The sequence below is a fragment of the Chryseobacterium camelliae genome (assembly GCF_002770595.1).
Taxonomy (GTDB): domain Bacteria; phylum Bacteroidota; class Bacteroidia; order Flavobacteriales; family Weeksellaceae; genus Chryseobacterium; species Chryseobacterium camelliae.
Window position 1 is genome coordinate 3,867,330 of sequence record NZ_CP022986.1, and the last position, 15,044, is coordinate 3,882,373.

9 protein-coding genes are annotated in these 15,044 nt (G+C 45.0%); 6 read left to right on the forward strand and 3 right to left on the reverse strand.

Annotation, left to right across the window (positions count from 1 at the left end; genetic code table 11):
* From CGB83_RS17830 to CGB83_RS17840, 3 genes are read left to right on the forward strand one after another with little or no spacing between them, the layout of a single operon-like run.
* A complete protein-coding gene (locus tag CGB83_RS17830) occupies window positions 1-357 on the forward strand; it encodes a response regulator transcription factor (RefSeq protein ID WP_100077040.1) in 357 nt (118 codons plus the stop codon).
* Between the two features lie 6 nt (window positions 358-363).
* Window positions 364-1,425: a HEAT repeat domain-containing protein gene (locus tag CGB83_RS17835; protein WP_157761455.1), complete on the forward strand. Its 1,062-nt coding sequence runs from the start codon at window positions 364-366 to the stop codon at window positions 1,423-1,425.
* Window positions 1,422-4,856, forward strand: a complete 3,435-nt coding sequence (locus CGB83_RS17840; RefSeq protein ID WP_100077042.1) for a sulfatase-like hydrolase/transferase — start codon at window positions 1,422-1,424, stop codon at window positions 4,854-4,856. The genes CGB83_RS17835 and CGB83_RS17840 overlap by 4 nt, the downstream gene beginning before the upstream one ends.
* A gap of 3 nt (window positions 4,857-4,859) precedes the next feature.
* Here CGB83_RS17840 and CGB83_RS17845 read toward each other — a convergent pair whose 3' ends face one another.
* Window positions 4,860-6,092, reverse strand: coding sequence for a YaiO family outer membrane beta-barrel protein (locus CGB83_RS17845; RefSeq protein ID WP_100077043.1), 1,233 nt, complete (start codon window positions 6,090-6,092; stop codon window positions 4,860-4,862).
* Window positions 6,093-6,444: 352 nt separating this feature from the next.
* Between CGB83_RS17845 and CGB83_RS17850 the strand changes: the two genes are divergently transcribed.
* The 3 genes from CGB83_RS17850 (at window position 6,445) to CGB83_RS17860 (ending at window position 12,539) form a co-directional block, all read left to right on the forward strand.
* Window positions 6,445-6,771, forward strand: coding sequence for a DUF6660 family protein (locus tag CGB83_RS17850; protein ID WP_100077044.1), 327 nt, complete (start codon window positions 6,445-6,447; stop codon window positions 6,769-6,771).
* 151 nt (window positions 6,772-6,922) lie between these two features.
* The gene (locus CGB83_RS17855; RefSeq protein WP_100077045.1) at window positions 6,923-11,284 is read left to right on the forward strand and encodes a CusA/CzcA family heavy metal efflux RND transporter; all 4,362 of its coding nucleotides are present in this window, start codon (window positions 6,923-6,925) and stop codon (window positions 11,282-11,284) included.
* Between the two features lies 1 nt (window position 11,285).
* A complete protein-coding gene (locus tag CGB83_RS17860; RefSeq protein ID WP_100077046.1) occupies window positions 11,286-12,539 on the forward strand; it encodes an efflux RND transporter periplasmic adaptor subunit in 1,254 nt (417 codons plus the stop codon).
* A gap of 377 nt (window positions 12,540-12,916) precedes the next feature.
* Here CGB83_RS17860 and CGB83_RS17865 read toward each other — a convergent pair whose 3' ends face one another.
* Both CGB83_RS17865 and CGB83_RS17875 read right to left on the reverse strand, forming a co-directional pair.
* On the reverse strand, window positions 12,917-14,011 hold the full coding sequence (locus CGB83_RS17865) for a hypothetical protein (RefSeq protein ID WP_100077047.1): 1,095 nt from the start codon (window positions 14,009-14,011) through the stop codon (window positions 12,917-12,919).
* A gap of 212 nt (window positions 14,012-14,223) precedes the next feature.
* Window positions 14,224-14,829, reverse strand: coding sequence for an RNA polymerase sigma factor (locus CGB83_RS17875; protein WP_100077049.1), 606 nt, complete (start codon window positions 14,827-14,829; stop codon window positions 14,224-14,226).
* Window positions 14,830-15,044 lie beyond the last annotated feature (215 nt).

Genomic DNA, 15,044 nt, shown 5'->3' on the forward strand with positions numbered 1-15,044 from the left:
ATGTTAATTTTGATCGCCGAAGATGATGAGCTGATTCTGAAAACAATAGAACACAAACTGCAGAAAGAGGGGCATGAGGTTATTTTAACCCGCAATGGACGGGAAGCCATTGAGACACTCAAGGAAAGAGACGTTGACCTTACCCTTACCGATATTATGATGCCTTTTGCTTCAGGGATAGAAATACTTTCCGCAATACAGGCTATGGGTAAAAAAGTGCCTGTCATTATGCTTTCCAGCATGGGGCAGGAAGAAGTGGTCCTCAATGCCTTTGACCTGGGTGCTTCAGACTTTATTGTAAAGCCGTTCAGTCCTAATGAATTGATGCTGAGGATCCGAAGGTTTATGCCAAAATAGAATACAATGCTCATTTCATCAGTACATTTTCTCTTTATTATCTTCATAGTGATGCTATCACTGGTGATCCTTTTGTTCATGATTGTTCTTCTGTATAATTTCAGGGAGTATACGGCATCTGTGCGTACAGCCGGCTGGTTGAGGATCATTGATGAAAAAATATCTGGAGTGATCGTATATGCAGAAGATGAGGTTCCTGAACATAAACAGTTTGAACTTCTCTCCGGGAACGCCTCATTCAGGAATATGCTATTGGAAAAGCTTGTGGATTCCGAGAAAAAGTTTTCCGGGTCTGCAAAAGATAAAATCAGAAGCTTGTTTAAAGATTATCACCTCCGTAATGAGTCTGTTAACAAGCTCAAACAAAAAAAGCCGCATCTGATTGCCCGGGGAATACATGAACTTACCGTGATGGATGTTGACGGTGCTGTCCCGGAAATCAGCCGGTTCCTTTCGCATCCCTCTGTGCAGGTTTATCAGGAAGCACAGTATGCCATGGTCAGGTTTAATGGTTTTAAAGGATTGCAGTTTCTCGATACTTTCCCTTCCAGGATTTCAGAATGGCAACAGTTGAGGTTGCTGCTGTCTATCCCTGTATTGCCTGCAGGCTGTGAGGCTGTGATAGAAAAATGGCTTGACAGCATCAATACCACTGTTGTGGTGTTCAGTTTTAAACTGATCAGGAAATTTCAGCTGCTTGCTCTGTACCCCAAAATCATATCCCTTTTCAGTACTTCCTCTGCAGAGGTCAGAATAAAGGCTGTACAAACACTGACGGCGCTTGAAAATCCTGAAACGGTTCCCTATCTGGCTGGTATTTATGACAGCCAGCCTGAAGATGTACGCATGGAAATTCTGAATGCAATCCGTGTATCTAAAGATCAGTGCTGCACAGATCTTCTTAAAAGAGAATTATCAGAATCAGTACACCCGGGTATAAAGGTTAATGCTGCACAGGCGCTTTCTGAGCTGGGGCATCATGAATATCTGTCAGCACTTGCCGGATCTGAAAATGCATCGGAAGAATTGACTCAAATTATTAAATACGCATTGCAGGAAAAAGTATGATAGAGTTTTCACACATTATATATGAAGCCATTATCTGGCTTTATCTGCTGTATGGTGCAGCGGTAGCGATTATTTATGCATGGATAGGAATATATGCCTTCGGTGCGGTTTTACGCTATAAAAAAGAAAATGTCTTTACGGATTACAGCATTATTGCGTCCAATCCCAATGCTCCCGTTTTCAGCCTTCTGGCTCCTGCCTATAATGAAGGGATGACAGTTGTGGAAAATGTAAGGTCTCTTTTGTCCCTCTATTACCATAACCTGGAAATCATCATCATCAATGACGGCAGTAAAGATGACTCCATGCAGAAACTCATTGAAGCATACGATCTGGAATGTATATCGTATTTTGTGCAGGGAAAGATAGAAACAAATCCTGTAAAAGGCATCTATAAAAGCCGGAACCGGGCATTTCAGAAGCTCATCGTTGTGGATAAGGAAAACGGAGGAAAAGCAGATGCGCTGAATGTGGGAATAAACGTCTCTTCCGGAGAATATCTTGTCTGTATTGATGTTGACTGCATTCTTGAGCAGGATGCTATCCTGAAGCTGGCAAAACCTTTTCTGGAACAGACGGATAAAAAAATCATTGCCTGTGGAGGCGTCATCCGTCTTGCCAATAACTGCGTCGTAGAGGACGGAAAAGTAGTCAGTGTGAATATGCCGAAAACCTTATTGGGAAGAACCCAGGCATTGGAATACATCAGAGCCTTCGTACTAGGCAGGATGGCCTGGTCGCGTGCATCGGGATTGATCCTTATTTCCGGGGCATTCGGGGTTTTTGACCGGAAAATTGTCCTGGAATGCGGCGGCTATGACAAAAGTACAGTAGGCGAGGATATGGAGCTGGTGGTAAGGATGAGGAAATACATGGAGGAACGAAAAGAACCTTATGAAGTACTGACCATACCTGACCCACTTTGCTGGACTGAGGTTCCGGAGAGCAAAGATATCCTGAAAAAACAGAGGAACCGCTGGATGCGAGGAACCATGGAAACACTCTGGAAGCACCGTAAGCTTATGTTCAATCCGAAATACAGGAAGCTCGGAATGGTCAGCCTTCCGTATTGGTTCTTTTTTGAGTTCCTGGGGCCGCTGGTGGAATTTTCCGGTTATATCGTGTTCGTTATTTTCCTTCTTTTGGGAATCATCAACTGGCCATTCTTTTTCGTTTTGCTTGCACTCGGAATATCCATAGGATTTTTATATTCCGTGTACGGGATACTGGTGGATATGGTCAGCCAGCAGGTATACAGCAAGAAAAAAGATTTTCTTGCCCTTCTTGCCACGGCTGTTTCCGAGCCGTTTTATTTTCATCCGATTACCGTAAGAGCGGCAGTTGACGGTTTTATCGATTACTTTAGGAAATCGCATGGCTGGGGAGAAATGACACGGCAGGGGTTCAGCCAGAATATACAGCATTTGCCTTTAGGAAAAAGAATCTGGATCATCCTTCAGAGCGGCCTTCAGAAATGGGGTCTGCTGTCGGTTACTTTCAGTGTACTGTTTTTATTGGGCGTTGCTGCTGAGTGGTTCTGGTACCGGTACATGCATGCACAGGTGGATACAGGGGCTGTTACCGGCTCGCTTTTTATTGATAACATCCTTTTTATATTCCAGCTGATGTTTGTCTTTGGGCTGATCTACCTGATCCTGTATTGTATCAGAAAAAGCTGGGCAGGAATACTGGCAGTAGCTGCGTGTGGCCTGGTAGTGGTTACACAGTACATCCTCTTTCTGTATTTTTCCGAAACAGGAAATCTGCTGGGAGCAGATCTGATCTATTACAGCAAAGAAGAAATGAAGCAGATCCTGGCTGCAAGCGGTATGCTTAATTTAAAGAACTATGCCTTACTGGCGATCTTATCGGCGGTATCATTCATTCCTTTATGGATGTCCGGAAGAACGGGCTTCAGATCCGTTTATCCCGGAGCTGTGGTGTTAGGGGCAGGTTTGGCTGCCTTGTTTATTCCGGCAAGTGTTTTTCAGTCACAGGCATTGAATAGAGCCAATGAGTTCAGTCAGAATGCTGCCAAAAGTAAATGGGCCTATTTCTTCAGGGCTAATGAAGAAAACTTCATCAGTGACCATCCGGAAATTGCAGCGCTTGTGAATTCCGATGAAGATTCCGGATCAGATGATGCCATGTTCAGCGGAGCTTTTCCTTTCAGCAGGAAAGAAGACACCCAGGATTTCCTGAGTCAGTACCTGAATAAATCAGACCAGACACCGAATTTGGTGTTCATTGTTCTGGAAGGTTTCGGACATGCCTATACCACTCCGAAAGGATATATGGGCAATTTCACACCCTTCCTCGATTCTCTTTCCCATAAAAGCCTTTTCTGGGAAAACAGCATGAGTACGGCAGGAAGAACCTTTGCTGCTTTGCCATCCCTTACAGGATCGCTGCCTTTCGGAAAGAATGGCTTTCTGGAAATTGAGAAAACCCCTGATCATTTTAATCTTTTCAATATCCTCAGGTCAAACGGTTTTGAAACAGGATTCTATTACGGAGGTAATCTTTCATTCGACCGGTACAGGGATTACCTGCAATACAGTAAAGTAGACCATATTATTGAGCTGGGTTCCTATGAGAATTCATATCGTAAGCTTCCGGCAGGCAGCAGCGGGGAAAGCTGGGGCTACGAAGACCAGGCCGTATTCAGGAAAGCCCTGGCATCACAGAAGGTACAGGCGAAACCTTATTTCAATATGATTCTTACCTTATCTACGCACAATCCTTTTCTGATTAACAATAGGGGATACTATGAGAAAAAATATAATGACAGGATGAAGTCTGATGCACTGACGCCGGAACAGAAAAAATGGGCGGCACAATACAAAAACCAGCTGGTGTCCGTTCTTAATGCAGATGATGCTTTAAAGCAGTTTTTTGAGAATTACAGTAAGAGGCCCGACTTTTCCAAAACTATTTTCTTTGTGACGGGAGACCACAGTATGCCGGAAATTCTTCTGCAGTCCAAAATAGACCGGTTTCATGTTCCGATGATGATCTATTCACCACTCCTGAAAGAACCGAAAAGATTCCAGAAGACGGTAAGTCACTTTGATATTGCACCATCTATCCTGGCGTATTACCGTAAGAATTATAACCTTCGCACGCCTTCCAAGGTGGCATGGGTGGGAAGAGGTTTAGCTCCGGATTCTGAGATCAGCAAAAGCGATATCCCTATGATGCAGAGCAAAAGCCTGTTAACCGATTTTGTGTCTGAAAAATATTACATCCATGACGGAAAACTGTTTATCCTTACCAATTCAGAAGAGGACGCTTATGATCATCCCGAGACGCTGAAAAGGATCAACGGACGATTTAACCGGTTCAAAAGGATGAATGCTGCATTTGAACAGACCCGGAAACTGCTGCCGGATTCCGTATTTACGAACTTTATGAAACAGGGGGAACAGTAAACCTTAGAATTTTCTGGTGTACCCCAGAGTGATATCGAACTGGTTGCCTTTCTCACCGGGACGGTATTCCTGGTTGTAGTACATCGTACCAACGGAAAAAAGGTTTTTTCTGATGGAGAAATTATATTCGCCTCCGATCTTAAAGGTTTTGAGTTTAAAGGTTTCGTTTTCCAGAAGGTTATTACGGGCCTCTTCCGGGCTGATCCCGGTTCCGATCTGAAAGGCAAAATAATCCTGTGCACTCTTCGTGTAATAACGGACCGTTCCGGTATAGGAATGGGAAATATTTTGGTTGTCTGGTGTAATATAGGTCCTGAAATTGAACCAGAAGTTTTTGTAATATTTTCCTACAGACGCTGTATACAGCCAGATATTATTGCTGAAATAAAGCTGCCGGTATCCTAGTTCTGCCTCGAAACTGTGCGGGAGGTTTGCATTTAATGAAATACCGGTACGGTACTTCGGGAAAATACCTACGTCATTAGAATAAGCACCGCCCACATACAGGTAAAATGTTTTGGATAACCTCGGGTAGGCTTCCAGCTCGATCTGGGTACCGCTTTCTGCAAATTTGTTGGCATAGTTGCCTCTCACAATGACAGAGCCTATGGGAGTCACTCTTTTGTAGCTTACCCCTACAATATGCCAGTCGTCCGAAAACTGCCTGTCAAAATGGGAATAGTTGTAGGTAATGCTTAGGGCATTTTTGGAGGCAAGATCATTGATTCTGACCGCCAGGCTCATGGCATCCGTATTTTTAGGATTGATCACCAGAAGTTGTTTAATGGCTTTTTCAGATTCTGCATACTCTTTAGCAGCGTAATAAGCTTTTGCTTTCAAAAGCCAGAGCGCCTCAGACTGCGGATGATAGGAGAGGCCTTTGTCGGTGATTTCAACAGCTTTGGTATTGTTGTCATTCCAGTATTCAAGGGAAGCATAAGCGATAAAATAATCTTCGTCCTGAACATTTCTGCTGCCAAGTTCTTCAAATACCGCCCGTGCGGATGGGACATCATCATTCCAGGTATACAGCCTTCCTAAAAATACTGAAATATCAGTATAGTTGGGTGAAATCTGCAAAGCCTGCCTGGCAAGACTGATCGATTTTGTGTAGTCTTTCCGGTCAAAGGCGGCCGTCCTTGCCTGTGCAAATAATTCATCAGCCGAAAGGTTCTGCTGGCTGTAGAATTGAAACGGAAGCAGTACCAGTAATAAAAATCCAAAGTATTTTCTCATGGAAACGGAATGGTTAGATCAGTTCTTCACTTTATAATATGATAAAGCAAATATATTGAACTTTTCGTTTTGATTGCGATAAATTATTGTGCTAAATCGATTTTTTGATGTATAAAATTCCGTAACAATAGGTTGTGTTATGGAATATTATTAACTATCATTGATTTGCTGAGGTTTGATTTACGGTTTGTGTCAGATATATGAACAGGCCAGACGATAACAACTACCGGAATAGGCAGGCTTTGCTGATTTCTGCAAATCTCTTAACTCCTTTTGAAAGTTTGTCGTAATGGATAGGATCAGGATACTTCTGGTTGAAGATTAATTTAAATTATATTGCTACATTTGCGTTATGAATCTGATAAGACTTTTGCTCACGATCTATTTTGCGGTACTTACTGTATTGCCGTGCAATGATCTCAATGCGCAGGCTTATTCCGGGACATCCGCAACAATGATGCCCTATTCTGAAAATTCACATTCCAAAGACAGGGGAGATATCTGTTCACCCTTATGCATCTGTAACTGCTGCCAGATTACGGCAGATGTTTTCAGGCAGGAACCTGTTTTACATGTACCTGCACAGGTAAAAACCTATTTTTCCAGGAAAATTCTTTTCCGGAAGAATGACTTTGCTTATCTGGTGTACGATCAGATATGGCAGCCGCCTAAGATTTAATTGTATTGTTTTCAGGGAGCATTCCCTTATGTCATGCGTTGTAAAACCTGCAGTAACACTGCGTGGTTTCCAATGCTGTGTATGCTGATCTCATGTCTGATATTTTCGGGCATGCTGTCAGTCAGTTCAATATCAATTAAATCAGATTTAGGTGTTAGATAAAATCATAAAATTCAGTATCAATAACAAATTGATCATCGGTATGATGACCCTGTTGTTGATCCTATGGGGTGCCTGGAGCGCCACCCGGCTCCCTATAGATGCTGTGCCGGATATTACCAATAACCAGGTTCAGATCATTACGGTATGTCCTGCCCTTGCCGGGCAGGAAGTGGAGCAGCTGGTAACATTTCCTGTTGAGCAGAGTATTGCCAATATCCCGGATATTGAGGAGACCCGGAGCATTTCCAGGTTCGGGCTGTCTGTCATTACGGTAGTTTTCAAGGAAAATGTTGACCTCTATTTTGCGCGGCAGCTCATCAGTGAACAGCTGAAACGGGCTTCAGAAGAAATACCCAAAGGTATAGGCACTCCTGAACTTGCTCCCGTAAGTACAGGTTTGGGAGAAATTTACCAGTACATCCTGCATCCCAGGAAAGGAAGCGAGAACAAATATACCTCCGCAGAACTCCGCACCATGCAGGATTGGATCGTGCGGAGACAATTGAACGGAACACCCGGTGTTGCTGAGGTCAACAGTTTTGGCGGTGAGCTGAAGCAATATGAAGTGGCTGTCAATCCGGACCGTCTTAAGGCAATGGACGTCAGTATCACCGAAATTTTTACCGCTCTGGAAAAAAATAACCAGAACACCGGGGGTGCTTATATTGATAAAAAGCCGAATGCCTATTTTATCCGCGGGATCGGCATGGTGACCTCACTGGAGGATATCAGGAATATACCGGTAAAAAACGGTACGGGGAGCGTTCCGATATTCATCAAAGAGGTGGCGGATGTGCGTTTCGGCAATGCGGTGCAGTATGGAGCCATGACCTACAACGGACAGGTACATGCCGTAGGCGGGATTGTCATGATGCTGAAAGGCGCCAACAGCAACGAGGTTGTTAAAAACATAAAGGATAAAATTCCGACCATTCAGAAATCACTTCCGGAAGATGTGGTCATAGAGCCGTTCCTTGACAGGACTGATCTTGTAGGGCGGGCTATTAAAACCGTGGAGAAAAACCTGATCGAAGGAGCATTGATCGTCATTTTCGTACTGGTGCTTTTCCTGGGGAATTTCAGGGCCGGGCTTATTGTAGCTTCTGCCATTCCGCTTTCCCTGCTGTTTGCTTTGGGAATGATGAAAGTCTTTGGTGTCAGCGCCAATCTGATGAGCCTGGGTGCCATTGATTTCGGACTGATTGTAGACGGAGCCGTGATTATTGTAGAGGCAACCCTTCATCATCTGGGATTAAGAAAAGGAAACGCCATTCTTACCCAATCTGAAATGGATGAAGAAGTATTTCTGTCAGCTTCAAAAATAAGAAGCAGTGCCGCATTCGGAGAAATCATCATTCTGATCGTCTATATCCCGATTTTAACCCTTGCCGGGGTAGAAGGGAAAATGTTCACCCCCATGGCTAAAACCGTAGGGTTTGCTATTCTGGGCGCACTCATCCTGTCCCTGACCTACATCCCGATGATGAGCGCTCTGTTCCTTTCTAAAAAAATATCCCATAAGGAGACCTTTTCAGACAGGATGATGAGCAGGCTGCAGCGCATCTACCAGCCTTTCCTGGAAAAAGCGATCCGCTTTAAATACTGGATGGTAGCAGTTACCTTATCGCTCTTCATCATGAGTGTGCTGGTTTTCCGGAATATGGGCGGGGAATTTATTCCACAGCTGCAGGAAGGAGATTATGCTTTCCACTGTATTTTACCGCCGGGCAGTTCTCTCAGCCAGAGTGTGGAAACATCCATGCAGGCTTCCCGCATCATCAAACAGTTTGGGGAGGTGAAAATGGTGGTAGGAAAAACCGGTTCTGCGGAAGTTCCTACGGATCCGATGCCTCCGGAAGCATCGGATCTGATCGTGATCCTTAAACCTCAGAGCGAATGGAAAACAAAGAAATCCTATGGAGAACTGGCAGACGAAATCAGTGAAAAACTGGCCGTGATCCCGGGTGTTTTCTTTGAGCAGAACCAGCCGATCCAGATGCGTTTCAATGAGCTAATGACGGGCGTCAGGCAGGATGTTGCCGTAAAGGTTTTCGGGGAAAACCTGGATTCCCTTTCCCTGTATGCCGATCGGGTTTCAAAAGTCATCCGTACGGTAAACGGAGCTACGGCCCCGCAGATTGAAAGGGTCAACGGCCTTCCGCAGATCAACGTTGTGTATGACAGGACCAGGATGGCGAACTACGGGCTGAACATCGAAGACGTCAATAATGTGCTCAGTACGGCCTTCGCCGGCAAAGCTGCCGGTCAGGTTTTTGAAAATGAAAGAAGGTTTGACCTGGTGGTCAGGCTGGACAGTCTCCACAGAACCCGTATTGATGATGTCCGCAACCTGATGGTAGCTACCGGTTCAGGAGCCCAGGTTCCGCTTTCACAGATCGCCGATATCAGTTATAAACTGGGCCCGGCACAGATCAGCCGCGAAGAAGGCAAAAGAAGGATTGTTATAGGTTTCAATATCAGGGATCGTGATGTGGAAAGTGTTGTCGGCGATATCCGGAAGAAACTGGATGCGCAGGTCAAATTACCTTCCGGATATTATATGACTTACGGAGGGCAGTTTGAAAACCTCCGGGCGGCCAGTAAAAGGCTGATGATCGCTGTCCCGGTGTCCCTGCTTCTGATCTTTATGCTGCTGTACTTCACTTTCGGTTCTGTCAGACAGGCGACACTTATTTTTACCGCAATCCCGATGAGTGCTATCGGCGGTGTGCTGGCCCTCATTCTGAGAGGCATGCCGTTCAGCATCAGTGCCGGGATCGGGTTTATTGCATTGTTCGGAGTGGCCGTGCTCAATGGGATCGTATTGATCGGGACCTTCAACCAGCTTGAAAAAGATGGCGAAACCGATATTTTAAAAAGGGTAAAAAAGGGGACTGCAACGAGGCTTCGGCCCGTACTGATGACTGCTGCTGTGGCATCCCTTGGCTTTCTGCCGATGGCCGTAGCTACCGGAGCCGGGGCAGAAGTTCAGAAACCCCTGGCAACAGTGGTGATCGGAGGGTTGGTAACCGCTACCTTCCTTACCTTATTCGTGTTGCCGGTACTGTATATTATTTTCAATACTACAATTCACCGAACAAATTTAACCCTAAAACCAGGTATACCGGTTATTGTTATTGCAATGCTGCTTTTCGGGCAGACCGTTAAGGCGCAGAATACGGTTTTATCTGCTGAACAGGCTACAAAGATGGTCCTGGAAAAGAATGACCTGATGAAGTCAAAAGATCTGGATATCAGGGTAAGCGAAGCTTTGAAACCAACGGCCTATGAGTTGCCTAAAATGAATCTGGAGGCTTTGCTTGGACAGTACAACAGCCCTAAATTTGACCAGTCATTTTCCATTTCCCAGAATATTCCGTTTCCTACGTTATTCAGGGCACGGAAAGCGCTGATTGCCGAAGAAATCAAAGCAAAACAGATCGATAAGGCTGTTTCCGCCAATGAACTTGCAAAACAGGTCAGGACCTATTATTATCAGATCGAATATCTGCAGCATAACCAGTCCAAGCTTGCGTATCTGGACAGCTTATACCAGGATTTTATCAGAATTGCGACGGTACGGTTCAGAGCAGGGGATATCAAAAAAATCGAAATCAATACGGCTGAGACGCAGCGCGGGGAAATCAGCCTTCTGATCAGTCAGAATGCAGTTTACCTCAGCAATGCGTATCAGAACCTGAAGGCCCTTCTGAATATCAAAGAGGATTTCCAGATAGCGGCTGGTAAAAACTACGTGCCTTTACAGGCAGATCAGATTATAGACAGTACTGCTATCGCAGACCATCCTACGGTAAAAGCGTTTTATCAGCAAATGCAGATTGCTGAAAAGAACAAGGCGGTGCAAAAATCTCAGGGCATGCCGGAATTCACCATAGGGTATACCAATCAATCCTTAATCGGTTTTCATACCCTTAACGGGCAGGAGAGTTATTATAATGCAGGAAACCGGTTCAGCAGTGTGGGATTAGGCATTGCGGTTCCCCTTACTTTCGGAGCGGTAAAAGCAAGGATACAATCACTGGACTATGAAAAACAGGCCGCAGAAGCCAATGCGGAATTTCAGAAAAAGCAGCTGTCGGTACAGCTGGAAACCCTTTTCAGCCAATACCGTCAAAATGTGCTGCAATATGAATATTATGTACAACAGGCCCTGCCGAATGCCGATAAAATCGTTAAGGCAGGCCAGCTCGGGTACAAAACTGGTGAAATATCTTATGTTGAGTACCTGTTTGCCTTGCAGACTGCTGCCAACATCCAGCTGAAATATCTGGAATCTGTCCAGCAGGTCAATCAGACCGTCATCAGCATCCATTCAATAATCAACCCATAAAATGAACATACAACGAAAATTTATTTATATCATGTGTATTGCTGCTGTATTGAGCGGCTGCAATAAAAATCAGGACAAAGCAACGGATAACACAGAAAAAACAGTCCGGGAGAGCTTACATACGGAAGCACCGCAGACTGTTGCCACTCTTACCGGCGAACAGATCAGGACAGTGGGCATTACTATGGGAACCGTGGAAATGAAAGAACTCACTTCCACCATTAAGGCCAATGGTGCATTGCGGGTTCCCAACAACAATAAAGCTGCCGTGACTTCAATGTATGGCGGGATCATCAGGACCCTGAATGTGCAGATCGGAGATGATATCCGGAAAGGGCAGGTGATTGCCACCGTTTCCAATCCCGAGTACGTTCAGTTGCAGGAGCAGTACCTTACGGTAAACAGCAGGATCGGTTTTGCTGAGCAGGAATACAGGCGGCAGAAAGAACTGTTTGACCACGACGCCGGAGCCAGGAAAAACCTGCAAAGCTCAGAAGCCGAACTTAAAAGCCTCCGCACACAACAGGCATCACTGGTCAGGCAGCTGCAGATGATGGGAATCAATCCGGGGAAAGTCAGCAACAATAATTTAAGGTCGGGCCTTTCCATTACATCGCCGATCAGCGGGACCGTAAGCAGCATCAGCGCGCAGATCGGGAGTTATGTAGATATTTCCGCACCGGTTGCAGAGGTGATCGACAACCGTTCCATCCATCTGGATCTTCAGGTGTTTGAAAAGGACCTTCCGAAAATGCGTGTGGGCCAGATTGTTCATTTTAAGCTGACCAATAATCCCGAAACGGAATATGACGCGAAGGTCTACAGCATCGGCTCATCCTTTGAGAATGACAGCAAGACCATTTCCGTCCATTGTGCTGTTACCGGGAATAAGACCGGCCTGATCGACGGCATGAACATTACAGGGATTGTCAGCTTGGACAAAAGCACCACACCGGCAGTTCCGGATGAGGCTATCGTAGAGGCAGACGGTAAATATTACATCTTCATCAGGACCGATAAAAAACCGCAGGAACACAGCGATCCTGAAGATGCCCATGCCGGTGAAGACCATGCAGCTTCCAAAAAATCGGGTTTAATGAATTTTGAAAAAATTGAAGTGGTGAAAGGCGCTTCCGACATGGGCTACACGGCCATCACTACAGTCGGCCGGATTCCTGAAAATGCTGCCATAGTCGTTAAGGGGGCATTTTTCGTCAATGCTACCTTATCCAATGCCGGAGACCATGAACATTGATCACTGAGGAACAACACCAGGATCAGTAGGAAGCTGTGACCGGCTAAAAACAGCAATTATATAACCCGGAGGAATAGTTCTTCGGGGTTTCTTCGGATCACCTTCGGGCCGGCTTCGGAAATAAACATGTTTTTTCCGAAGGATTACCGAAGAACATCCGAAGGAGACAGAGCAGTTTTAGAGATCTGAGCTTATGAAAGCAAATTATCTGGTAGGTAAAAAAGTCCAAATATGTTTTCCGTATGATATGAGTTGTTCCTTTAATTACTATTGCAGGTAAAAAAAGAACCCACGCCGTTGTATATACCCTTGAGTATTCAGTGAGTGTATCGCGACCTCACCCTGCGGGTGTACAAGCACCCTCGTTATTTTTTCAGCTATCCGATGATCAGTTCGATACCGGCCTTCTCTGCTTTGTATTTTATTTTGGTCTGCAATTCATAATAACTCCAGTTGCGCAGCACAAATTCCTGTTCTTTTGCCGTCCCAATCTTATCTTCCTGGTTCTTAAGAATGAGGGTGCCCGCCTGTTGCCGGATGCAGAAATCAATAAGCTGCCGGCTGTACAGGTGAAGCCGGTGGCTCACATACCGGCGCTCCATATTGTCTGTTTTATAAAGGGCCTTTTGTTTGCGTTGGGTTCCTTTTCCGGAACGGGCATAGGCAATGCCGGCTTGAACCCTTTTCTGACTTGCCTGGATGGCCAGCCTGCGGTAAAGAAACTCCTCTTTTGAGCCAATATAGATGCGCACGTTATTAGCTTTTGCCACGATGGGATGTTCTAATGACAGGGAAGCTTCCGCAATGATTTCGGGTTTTAAATAATGTTCTTCTTTTTCAATTTCAAATACGGCAAGCCAGAAGATTTTCCCGGCTTTCAGCTGGATCTGGGAGGTACAAAGTTTGATCTCTCCTTTTAAAAGACGCTCCAGTATCAGGCGTTTATCGGTAAAGTCCTTTCCTAAATACGTTTTAACCGCAATCGCAAACATATTAAAGCAAAACGCTTTCTTTCCGGGATCATATTTCAGTTTGCTCATGCATTTCACCGGAAGCGGGATGGGAATGTCTTTTTTAAAGTTCCTCAGCGATTGTGTGCCCTGCCAGTAGTCGGCTTTGTTTTTAGAAAAGGTGGATTGGATCGTATTATTCAGGCTTCCCAGGATATCGGTGGGGATTTCTCCTTTGAAACGGTCGAAGGCCATCCGTGCCGTGGTATTGGTTTTCGAACGTGTGAACATGCCCATTCCGTCTTTGTGTACATCAGCCAGCTTATATTGGATGTCTTCTGTGAGGTAAAAGAAATCCTTGATCATTTCCTGAACATACAGATGGGAAACGATGAAATTAGCCGCCCGGAAACAGCGGTTCTGGTACCGGTAGAGTTTTTCCCACACCTCATTTTTTTCATCGGACGGAACGTCGATCAGCAACTGGATTTTCCGGGTCAAGGTCATCGTAGGTTTTTCCATATCAGAAAGATTTTAAACATCTGTTTTCCTTCTGTAAGCATTGGTAGGCATGGAGGAATTCCCGATGAACCTGCTTTTCGGACAGGTTGAGTTCCTGGGCAATAACCGTGAAGGACAATCTTTGTTCAACCCGTCTTTTCATGATCTCAAGCTGCTGACGGCTTAAGATATCTGACTGCTGTTTATGATCGGAAGCTTTTTCCTTTGGCTGTTCAAAAGAGCTTCTGTTGAGGATTTTTCCGAAGGTCATCGATGGCTCTGCTCACCTCATTGCTGACGCCTGTCACGCTGCTTCCCATGGCTTCTGCAATCGGTTTGTACTGAAAGCCATAGTCAAGGCAAAGTTCAATCAGGCGTTTTCTTTTGGGATCCAGGACGCTTAATACCTTTCTGACTTCATCAAAATCTCTTTGGTCGGATTCCTGGCTAAGCAGGTGTTCCTGATCAAGGAGCGGATCGTAGCCGGGAAGATCATTCCGATCATTTCCGAACCGTTCCAATGAATGTATTAAGCGGATGAATTGAGTTTTCGGAGCCTTGAAATACGTTATACAATCCCTTTTCAAAACCAGCCGTAAAAAGCCGAGGATATGATCCGGTGTTTCAATGGAATCACGGTGCAGCCAAAGTTTGAGAAAGGTGTCCTGCACCAGCGTTTCCACCACAAAATCATCGTCAAGCATTTGTTTCCCAATCCAGAATAAAAGCCTTTTGTACCGTAAATGGATGTATTCTAATGAGGAGGGATCGCCTTTTTTCAGCAGTACATAGAGCTGCTGATCGTTCAACATTTGGGGCAGGGAATCTGTTTTTTTCATAAGCAGTGTTTTTAGCTGAATTATTGCTTGAAGGAACTGCTTCGATCAATAAGATGAATTCTCTGCATCAAAACGCTAACTCACTACATCTGCCTAAAAGAAAAGGCGTGGAACTCAACTTATTGACTAGAGGTACTGGTATACCCGTGTACGATAAGAGAGCCCACGCCGCGGTCGTGAGCCAATTTACTTATCTTCTCGTACACTTAAAAAAT

Excerpts from the sequence above, each read along its gene's own strand:
- CGB83_RS17845 (WP_100077043.1), bottom strand. The coding sequence starts at position 6,092 with ATGAGAAAATACTTTGGATTTTTATTACTGGTACTGCTTCCGTTTCAA.
- CGB83_RS17840 (WP_100077042.1), top strand. The coding sequence starts at position 1,422 with ATGATAGAGTTTTCACACATTATATATGAAGCCATTATCTGGCTTTAT.
- CGB83_RS17850 (WP_100077044.1), top strand. The coding sequence starts at position 6,445 with ATGAATCTGATAAGACTTTTGCTCACGATCTATTTTGCGGTACTTACT.
- CGB83_RS17875 (WP_100077049.1), bottom strand. The coding sequence starts at position 14,829 with ATGAAAAAAACAGATTCCCTGCCCCAAATGTTGAACGATCAGCAGCTC.
- CGB83_RS17865 (WP_100077047.1), bottom strand. The coding sequence starts at position 14,011 with ATGGAAAAACCTACGATGACCTTGACCCGGAAAATCCAGTTGCTGATC.
- CGB83_RS17830 (WP_100077040.1), top strand. The coding sequence starts at position 1 with ATGTTAATTTTGATCGCCGAAGATGATGAGCTGATTCTGAAAACAATA.
- CGB83_RS17860 (WP_100077046.1), top strand. The coding sequence starts at position 11,286 with ATGAACATACAACGAAAATTTATTTATATCATGTGTATTGCTGCTGTA.
- CGB83_RS17835 (WP_157761455.1), top strand. The coding sequence starts at position 364 with ATGCTCATTTCATCAGTACATTTTCTCTTTATTATCTTCATAGTGATG.